The sequence below is a fragment of the Corynebacterium sp. genome (assembly GCF_012838985.1).
Taxonomy (GTDB): Bacteria; Actinomycetota; Actinomycetes; order Mycobacteriales; family Mycobacteriaceae; genus Corynebacterium.
Window position 1 is genome coordinate 1 of sequence record NZ_DUOE01000112.1, and the last position, 9,028, is coordinate 9,028.

Sequence of the window (9,028 nt, forward strand, 5' to 3'; positions counted from 1 at the left end):
GAGCTGCACACCATCGTCGGCGCCGGTGCCACCGGTGAGTCCGCCATGGACGCCGGCAACATGATCAAGCCGATGCTCGCCCGCGGTGAGCTGCGCCTGGTCGGTGCCACCACGCTCGACGAGTACCGCAAGTACATCGAGAAGGACGCCGCGCTGGAGCGTCGTTTCCAGCAGGTCTTCGTCGGTGAGCCCTCGGTGGAGGACGCCGTCGGTATCCTGCGTGGTCTCAAGGAGCGCTACGAGGTCCACCACGGTGTCCGCATCCAGGACTCCGCGCTGGTGGCGGCCGCCACCCTGTCCGACCGGTACATCACCAACCGCTTCCTGCCGGACAAGGCCATCGACCTGGTCGATGAGGCCGCCTCCCGCCTGCGCATGGAGATCGACTCCTCGCCGCAGGAGATCGACGAGCTGGAGCGCATCGTGCGCCGCCTCGAGATCGAGGAGGTTGCCCTGCAGAAGGAGACCGACGCCGCCTCCCGCGAGCGTCTGACCAGGCTGCAGTCCGAGCTGGCCGACGAGCGCGAGAAGCTCGGTGAGCTCAAGGCCCGCTGGATGAACGAGAAGACGAGCATCGACAAGGTGCGCGGTGCGAAGGAGGAGCTGGAGAAGCTGCGCCAGGAGTCCGAGATCGCGGAGCGTGACGGCGACTACGGCAAGGTCGCCGAACTGCGCTACGGCCGTATCCCGGAGCTGGAGAAGGAGGTCGCCGAGGCGGAGGCCGAGGTGGCCGACGGCGCCAACAACGCCATGCTCAGCGAGGAGGTCACCCCGGACACCATCGCCGAGGTCGTCTCCGCGTGGACCGGTATCCCGGCGGGCAAGATGCTCGCCGGTGAGACCGAGAAGCTGCTGGCCATGGAGAAGGTGCTGGGCAACCGTGTCGTCGGCCAGGAGGAGGCCGTGCAGGCCGTATCCGACGCGACCCGTCGTGCCCGCGCCGGTGTCGCCGACCCGAACCGTCCGACCGGTTCCTTCCTCTTCCTCGGCCCGACCGGTGTGGGTAAGACGGAGCTGGCGAAGTCGCTGGCGGAGTTCCTCTTCGACGATGAGCGCGCCATGGTCCGCATCGACATGTCCGAGTACGGCGAGAAGCACTCCGTCGCCCGTCTCGTCGGTGCCCCTCCGGGGTACGTCGGCTACGACGCCGGCGGCCAGCTCACCGAGGCTGTGCGCCGTCGCCCGTACACCGTCGTGCTTTTCGACGAGGTCGAGAAGGCCCACCCGGACGTCTTCGACGTGCTGCTGCAGGTCCTCGACGAGGGCCGGCTCACCGACGGCCAGGGCCGCACGGTGGACTTCCGCAACACGATCCTCATCCTCACCTCGAACCTGGGTGCCGGCGGCACCCGCGAGCAGATGATGGACGCGGTGAAGCGGACGTTCAAGCCGGAGTTCGTCAACCGTCTCGACGACGTGGTCATCTTCGACCCGCTGTCCCGTGAGCAGCTGACCCACATCGTGGACATCCAGATCGGCCAGCTGGCCGCCCGCCTGTCGGGCCGCCGCCTGGTGCTGGAGGTCTCCGACGCGGCGAAGTCCTGGCTCGGTGAGCGCGGCTACGACCCGGCCTACGGTGCCCGTCCGCTGCGTCGCCTCATCCAGCAGGCCATCGGCGACCGCCTGGCCAAGGAGCTGCTGGCCGGTGACATCCGCGACGGCGACACCGTGAAGGTGGACGTCGCCGAGGGCGACGAGTCGCTCGACGTGACCCGCGGCTAGACCCCTGCTTCCCGACGCCGCCCCGTTCCTCCCCGGAGGACGGGGCGGCGTCGCTACGCTGGGGCGCATGGCACAGGACCCGATCAAGGACCGTGAACTCTACGACGCCCTGCGCGCGGACGGGGCGAGCCAGGAGAAGGCCGCCCGCATCGCCAACGCGGCGGCGAACACCTCCCGGGAGGAGGTGGGACGCAAGGGCGGCGAGGCCGGCAGCTACGAGGACTGGACCGTCGAGGACCTGCGGAAACGCGCCGCGGAACTCGGCATCGAGGGCCGCTCCTCGATGCGCAAGGCCGAACTCATCGAGGCACTACGCAACCATTGACGGCATGCCGGCGATGTAGTGGACCTGGGCGAGGTGCTCGAGGGCGTCGAGAAGCAGGGACGTCACGCGCACCTGACGGGTGACCGGCTCACCGTCGTAGGTGTCGACCACCTCATCCCAGTCGGTGACCCGCGCGGCATGCGCGGCGACGGCGCTGAGCGCCTCGCGGATGTAGGCGCGGAGGAGCGCGTGGTCGTCGAGAAGCACGGAGCGGGCCTCCTCGGGGGTGTGGCCGTACCCGAGGGTGTCGCCGATCTCCCCGAGGCGGAAACGGTCGCGGTGGCGGGCCCAGACCTCCGCGCCGCCGGAGATCTGCGCCAGCTGCACATCGATCTCGCGGCCGACGTGCCAGAGCAGCCAGGCGGGGGAGTTGGGGTGCCCACCGGGGTGGGTGTTGAGCTCCTGCGGCGACAGGTCGCGGAGCTGTGACAGGGAGTGGTCGACGCGGCCGATGAGGTCACGGATGGTGTCGGTCGTCTTCATGTCGCCATGTTACCGGCGCCCGTAACATGGTCGCATGAACGGCAACGCATCATCCACGGTCGCGCTCATCCTCGCGGGCGGGCGCGGCAGTCGCCTGTCCCCGCTGACCGACGCGCGGCCGAAACCCGCGGTGCCCCTGGCGGGGAGCTACCGGCTCATCGACGTCGCCCTGTCGAACCTCACCCACTCCGGTCTGCGCGACGTGTGGATCGCCGAGCAGTACCGCCCCGGGCTGCTCAACCGGCACCTGGCGGGCGGACGGCCGTGGGATCTCGACGGCACCCGCTCCGGCCTGCGGATCCTCCCGCCCGGGGAGGGTGACACCGAGGACGGTTTCTCCGAGGGCAACGGACACGCCCTCTACCAGCAGCTGGAGGCGGTCGAGGAGTTCGGGGCGGACACCCTCGTCGTGCTCAGCGCCGACCACCTCTACCAGCTGGATCTGCGTCCGGTACTCGCGCAGCACGCGGAGCAGGGCAGCGACCTGACGGTGGTCACCACACAGATCGCCGAGGACCCCTCGCGCTACGGCGTGGTGACCACCCGGGGCGGCCGCGTCACCGCCTACGACTACAAGCCGGACTCTCCCACCGGCCACGTCGTGGCCACGGAGGTCTTCGTCTTCGACGTCGCCGCCCTGCGCCGCGCCTGCGACGCCCTGCTGCCCCCGGGTTCCGACGGCGCCGAGCTCGGCGACTACGGCGAGACACTCCTCCCGCACCTGGTCGGGGAGGGGACCGTCCACGAGTACCGGCTGGAGGGCTACTGGCGCGACCTCGGCACGATCGACGCCTATTTCCGCGCCCACATGGAACTCATCGAGGGCGGTGGCATCGACCTGCACCGCCGCGACTGGCCGCTGCTGACCAACCTCAGCGAGTCCGCACCCGCCCGCATCGCCCCCGACGCGGAGATCAACAACTCGCTGGTCTGCCCGGGTGCGGACATCGCCGGGCACGTCGACCACAGCCTCATCGGCCCCGGCGTGCGGGTGGAGAAGGGCGCGACCGTGCGCCGCTGCGTCCTCATCGGTGACGTCACCGTGCCGGCGGGCGCGCACCTGGAGTCGGTCATCGCCGACCACGGTGCCACGATCCCCACCGGGCGCACCGGGCGGACGAAGCCCGGCCCCGGCAACATCACGGTCCTCGTGCCCGGCGGCACCACCGACGAGGGTGACGCGCTGACCCCGTGACATCTGTCATGCCGATCCCTGACAAACGCCCCTACCTGGGGCGATGTCAATCGGCGACCATGAGGTCATGAGCACATCACCCGTCATCACCGCCACCGACCTCAACCGGCACTACCCGTCCGGCAGGACCAGTTTCGTCGCCGTCGACAACGTCTCGTTCCACGTGGAACGGGGCGAGGTCTTCGGACTGCTGGGCACCAACGGCGCCGGCAAGACCTCCACCCTGGAGATCCTCGAGGGCCTGGCCCCCGCCGACGGCGGCGAGGTCCGCGTCCTCGGCCTCGACCCGGTGACAGACCGTCAGGCCCTGCGCCCGCAGCTGGGCATCATGCTCCAGTCCGGCGGCCTGCCCGCGGCGCTCACCGTCGCCGAGACGATGCGCATGTGGGCCGGCACCTGCTCCACTCCGCGTGACATCGACGAGGTGCTTGTCGACGTCGACCTCACCCACCGCGCGGACGTCAAGGTCGGCGCCCTCTCCGGGGGCGAGCAGCGCCGCCCGGATCTGGCGTGCGCACTCGTCGGTGATCCCCGGGTCATCTTCCTCGATGAGCCGACGACGGGCCTGGACCCCGAGTCCCGGCGCAACGTGTGGGGACTGCTCGAGGGCCTCAAGGAGCGTGGCACCACCATGGTGCTGACCACGCACTACCTCGAGGAGGCCGAACGTCTCTGCGACCGGATCGCCATCATGCACGAGGGCCGGGCACCACCCGCAACTACCTGTCCGCGGCGATGAGCAAGGTGGGGGCGCGCAACCGTTTCGAGGCCTACACCCGGGCCCGTGAACTCGGCTGGATCCAGCCCGTTGAGCACCTAGGATCGGGACACATGAGCACCTTCGTGACTCCCCACTCCCTGCGCGACGACATCTGGCACGGCCAGCCGCAGACGGTCCTGGCCTCCTACTGGGCCCCGGGAAAGAGCGGGGGCTACAAGAAGTACGAGTCGGAGCACATGCCGACGGCCCTGTTCTGCGACCCGCCCTACGCCCTCGCCGGCATCCCCAGCTCCGACGAGGGCCGCAACCCCCTCCCGGAGCCGCACTACCTGCAGGACTGGTTCGGGCGCTGGGGGCTCGACGCGGACAGCCGAGTCGTGGTCTACGACGAGGGCCGGGGCCTCATGGCCGCCCGGGCGTGGTGGATCCTGCGCTGGGCGGGCATCGCGGACGTGCAGATCCTCGACGGTGGTCTCCGCCTCTGGGATGAGCTGGGTTTCCCCATCGTCGGTGGGCCGGGCAACTTCGCCACCGCGATCGGCGGGCAGGTCCGTACTGGTCAGCTGCCCGTCGCGGAGATCGACGACGTCCGGGACCATGTCGCCTCCGGGGGCGTGCTCGTGGACACCCGGGACGCCCGCCGCTTCGCCGGCCGCCGGGAGATCCTCGACCTCAAGGCGGGGCATATCCCGGGGGCCATCAATATCCCGGTGCGTGACCTGCTCAACGAGGACTGGACGATCCGCTCCCCGGAGGAGATCCGGGCGCGTTTCGCGGAGGAGGGGATCACCTCCCCGGAGAACGTGATCGTGTACTCCGGTTCCGGGAACCACTCGGCGCTGGCGCTGGCCGCGATGGAGCACGCCGGCCTCGGCTGTGCCACGCATTATGTCGGCGGCTGGTCCCAGTGGGCGGCCGATCCGGAGAACCCGGTCCAGCGGGGCTTCTGAGGAAAACGCTTCCGGGCAACTATTGTCGAGGATGATGTCCACCATTGCCTTTGCCCTCGCTGCTCTCGCCGCTGGTGCGGCTGCTGTGCTGTGGCGTGTCGACGCCCGCCGGCGGGTCGCGCCTGCGCCGGTGGAGGAGCCGCAGGTGATGGAGGAGGCTGACGCCACGGCTACCGCGGAGGCCGGGGACACCGGAGCCACCGGCACCACCGACCTCCCGCCGCCCCCCGTGGAAGCGGAGACCCCCGCACCTGAACCGGCACCCGGGCCCGAGCCGGAGGACGAGGAGGAACCCGCCCCGGCGCCGGCCCCTGAGCGCCGTCACGGGCTGAGTCTGCCCGGTGCGCTGCGCCGGGAGCGTCGCGCCTGGGCGGAGGAGAAGGGCTACGGCTTCTCGCGCACCGACGACTGGCTCAACGACGAGTGGTCCCGCGGTGCCGCGGCCAGCGGGGCGGTGGCCCGTGACATCGTCAGTGGCCGGGCCTACGGCCACGAGATGCTGCTCATGGATCTCGGCGGGGTGAACGTCATGGCGATGCGCCGGGGTGCGGGGTCGGACGTGGTCATCGACGCCCGCCGCATCGCCGCCCTCGAGCAGGAGTCCTCGGATGACCTCATCGAGGCGTTCACGCTCGGGGACTTCCGCATCCTCGCCACGGACACGGGTGTGGCGGAGCGGCTGGTCGACGAGCGTTTCACCACCGCCTTCGAGGTGTTCCCCGAGGTGGTCACCGCCGTGTGGATCGAGGCGGACTGGGTGCTGGCGCAGACGGCGAAGGGGTCGCACCGCGGCGACTGGGAGCAGATGCTCGCGCCGCTGGCCATGCTCGCCGACGTCGCCCGCGCCCTCCCCCCGAAGGCCACCTCCTCCCAGACGCTGCTTCTCGACGACCTCGACCCCACCCGGCAGATGCCCGGCCCCCCGCAGCCCGGTTTCGGGGTGCTGGCGGTGGCCCGCGAGGGAGTCGACGCCGGTGAGCGCCCCCTGGTGCAGCGCCCGGAGGAGCCGCTTGACCTGCCGAGCCGTCGCCAGGCGGTGGCCCGTGGTGTCGTCGAACCCCGTGCCATCGGTGCGGATGAGGTGGAGGCAATCGCGGACGGCGTCGAGAAGCCGGAGGAGGAGCCACGCGGCGCGCGGATGCCGCGTGATCTCAGTGGGGGTTCCTCCCTCTTCGACGACTAAGGTCTCCGGTAGATCCCCGTACCTGAAGGAGAACCCCATGAGCCGTAACGATGTCGACGCGACGCAGCTCGCACAGCTGGCCGACCTGGTCAAGGAGCTGGCGGTCGTCCACGGGAAGGTGACCCTGTCGTCGGGCAAGGAGGCGGACTACTACGTCGACCTGCGCCGCGCGACCCTGCACAACGAGGCGTCGAAGCTCATCGGTGCGCTGCTGCGTCAGCTCACCGCCGACTGGGACTACGTCTCGGTCGGTGGTCTGACCCTGGGTGCGGACCCGGTCGCCACCGCCGTCATGCACGCCGAGGGCCGCCCGATCGACGCGTTCGTCGTGCGCAAGGAGGCCAAGAAGCACGGCATGCAGCGCCGCGTGGAGGGCCCCGACGTCGTGGGCAGGAAGGTGCTGGTCGTGGAGGACACCACGACCACCGGCAACTCCCCGCTGACCGCGGTGGCCGCGCTGCGTGAGCTGGGTGCCGACGTCATCGGTGTGGCCACCGTCGTGGACCGTGCCACCGGCGCCGACGAGGTCATCCGCGCGGAGGGCCTCGAGTACCGCCACCTCCTGGGCCTGGATGACCTTGGTCTCGCCTGATCCGGCGGAGGACAAGGGCCCGACCGAGTGGGGTGAGGGCCGGCACGGCGTCGGCCCCTGGGAGGGCGAGTGGCCCACCGGTGACCACTGGGACCCGGAGCTGCTCGCTGAGGGCGACCGTCGCAACGTGGTGGACGCCTACCGCTACTGGACGCGGGAGGCGATCGTCCGGGACATCGACACGCGGCGGCACCCGCTGCACGTGGCGATCGAGAACTTCGAGAACGACGCCAACATCGGCACCGTCGTGCGCACCGCCAACGCCTTCGCGGTGGACACGGTGCACATCGTCGGGCGGCGCCGCTGGAACCGGCGGGGGGCGATGGTCACCGACCGGTACCAGCACCTCATGCACCACCCGGACGTGGACTCGCTGCTCGCGTGGGCGCGGAGCCACGGCCTGACCGTCGTGGCGATCGACAACACGCCCGGCTCCGTGCCGCTGGAGACCGCGGACCTGCCGCGGGAGTGCCTGCTGCTGTTCGGGCAGGAGGGGCCGGGCATCACCCCGGAGGCGGCCGAGGGGGCGCTGATGACCTGCTCGATCGCCCAGTTCGGTTCGACGCGGTCGATCAACGCGGGGGTGGCGGCGGGCATAGCGATGCACGCCTGGATCCGGCAGCATGGAGATCTCCGTCACGCCTGGTGACGAGACGGTGACACAATCGCAAGGAAATCGTTATCCTTGTGTGACACAACGGGGTGTAACACAAGGATGCTACGGAGCGACGAGAAGAACGTGCAGGAGACCTGGGCGCACCGCGCCGACCTGGCGGAGGCCGCCATCAACGAGCGCCACTCGGCGCGTGTCTGGGGCATTCCGCGTACCAACCTGGCCGTGGTCAGCTGGCCGCCGACCACCAAGGAACGCCTCTTCCACCACTGGCACTACTGGTGGCAGGCGCACTACCTCGACTGCCTCGTCGACGCCACCAGGCGCCGCCCCACCCGGGCCCGCCGCCGGATCGTCGCCAACACCATCAACGGCATCCGCCTGCGTAACCTCGGCCCGCTGACCGCGAACCGCTACTACGACGACAAGGCGTGGCTGGCGCTCGCTCTGCGGCGCGCCGGGGCGCTGAGCCAGGTCCCCATGCCGACTGTCCTGCCGCGCCTCGAGCACAACATCGTCGACGGCATCGACTCCCTCACCGGTGTCCTGCCGTGGCGTACCGGCGAGACGTTCTACAACGTGCCCTCCAACGGCCCGGCGGCCATCATGATGGCGCGCACCGGACGGCTCGCGGAGGCCCGCACCATCGTGGAGTGGATCCACGAGCACCTGATCGACGACGACGGCCTGGTCATGGACGGCATCCGCATGCGCATGCACGGCCCCGAGCTGGTGGAGAACCTCCACCCGTACTGCCAGGGCGTCACCCTCGGCGCGAACCTGGAGATCGCCCTCGCCCTGCGGGAGAAGGCCGGCTTCGAGCACGCCGACAGCATCCTCGACATGGCCGACGCCGACGCGGTGGACGAGTCCATGCCCTACATCACGCGCGTCCGCGCGCTGGTGCAGGCGGTGGCGGTCCACATGGCCACCCCCTCGGGCATCATCGACTGGCAGACCGGTGACGGCGACGGCGGCCTGTTCAAGGGCATCCTCGCGCGCTATCTCGCGGACGTCGCGGTGCGCCTGCCCGCCGACAACGCCGCCAACCGCGCCGCGAAGAAGATCGCCCGGCGGCTGGTCCTCTCCTCGGCGGAGTCCGTGTGGAACCGCCGCCTCGAGGTGGACGGTCTGCCCGTATTCGCCACCGACTGGACGGCCGACGCCCGCCTGCCGCACAACTTCGGTCTGGCGCCGTCCTCACTGCCGGAGGCGCTCGGCGTCCTGCGTATCGACGAACGCGA

9 protein-coding genes and 1 pseudogene are annotated in these 9,028 nt (G+C 70.4%); 9 read left to right on the forward strand and 1 reads right to left on the reverse strand.

Features of this window, described 5'->3' with window-relative positions; genetic code table 11:
* On the forward strand, positions 1–1,722 hold a 1,722-nt coding region (locus GXZ33_RS06590), incomplete at its 5' end, for an AAA family ATPase (RefSeq protein ID WP_291340054.1).
* Positions 1,723–1,789: 67 nt separating this feature from the next.
* Positions 1,790–2,047 (forward strand): Rho termination factor N-terminal domain-containing protein, encoded by a 258-nt coding sequence (locus tag GXZ33_RS06595; RefSeq protein WP_291340055.1) that lies wholly within the window; start codon positions 1,790–1,792, stop codon positions 2,045–2,047.
* Here GXZ33_RS06595 and GXZ33_RS06600 read toward each other — a convergent pair.
* A complete protein-coding gene (locus GXZ33_RS06600) occupies positions 2,033–2,530 on the reverse strand; it encodes a DinB family protein (RefSeq protein ID WP_291340056.1) in 498 nt (165 codons plus the stop codon). The genes GXZ33_RS06595 and GXZ33_RS06600 overlap by 15 nt on opposite strands.
* A gap of 34 nt (positions 2,531–2,564) precedes the next feature.
* Here GXZ33_RS06600 and GXZ33_RS06605 point away from each other — a divergent pair, with 34 nt between their 5' ends.
* The 7 genes and pseudogenes from GXZ33_RS06605 to GXZ33_RS06635 all read left to right on the forward strand — a co-directional run.
* Entirely contained in the window at positions 2,565–3,725 is a 1,161-nt protein-coding gene (locus GXZ33_RS06605) for a sugar phosphate nucleotidyltransferase (RefSeq protein ID WP_291340057.1), read from the forward strand.
* Positions 3,726–3,792: 67 nt separating this feature from the next.
* Positions 3,793–4,428: pseudogene (locus GXZ33_RS06610) on the forward strand (ABC transporter ATP-binding protein); the annotation flags it as partial.
* A gap of 128 nt (positions 4,429–4,556) precedes the next feature.
* Positions 4,557–5,396 (forward strand): sulfurtransferase, encoded by an 840-nt coding sequence (locus tag GXZ33_RS06615; RefSeq protein WP_291340058.1) that lies wholly within the window; start codon positions 4,557–4,559, stop codon positions 5,394–5,396.
* 34 nt (positions 5,397–5,430) lie between these two features.
* Positions 5,431–6,579, forward strand: coding sequence for a hypothetical protein (locus tag GXZ33_RS06620; protein WP_291340059.1), 1,149 nt, complete (start codon positions 5,431–5,433; stop codon positions 6,577–6,579).
* Positions 6,580–6,616: 37 nt separating this feature from the next.
* On the forward strand, positions 6,617–7,171 hold the full coding sequence (gene pyrE, locus GXZ33_RS06625) for an orotate phosphoribosyltransferase (protein WP_291340060.1): 555 nt from the start codon (positions 6,617–6,619) through the stop codon (positions 7,169–7,171).
* Positions 7,152–7,820: an RNA methyltransferase gene (locus GXZ33_RS06630; RefSeq protein ID WP_291340061.1), complete on the forward strand. Its 669-nt coding sequence runs from the start codon at positions 7,152–7,154 to the stop codon at positions 7,818–7,820. The genes pyrE and GXZ33_RS06630 overlap by 20 nt, the downstream gene beginning before the upstream one ends.
* Positions 7,821–7,910: 90 nt before the next feature.
* On the forward strand, positions 7,911–9,028 hold a 1,118-nt coding region (locus GXZ33_RS06635), incomplete at its 3' end, for a glycoside hydrolase family 76 protein (protein ID WP_291340062.1).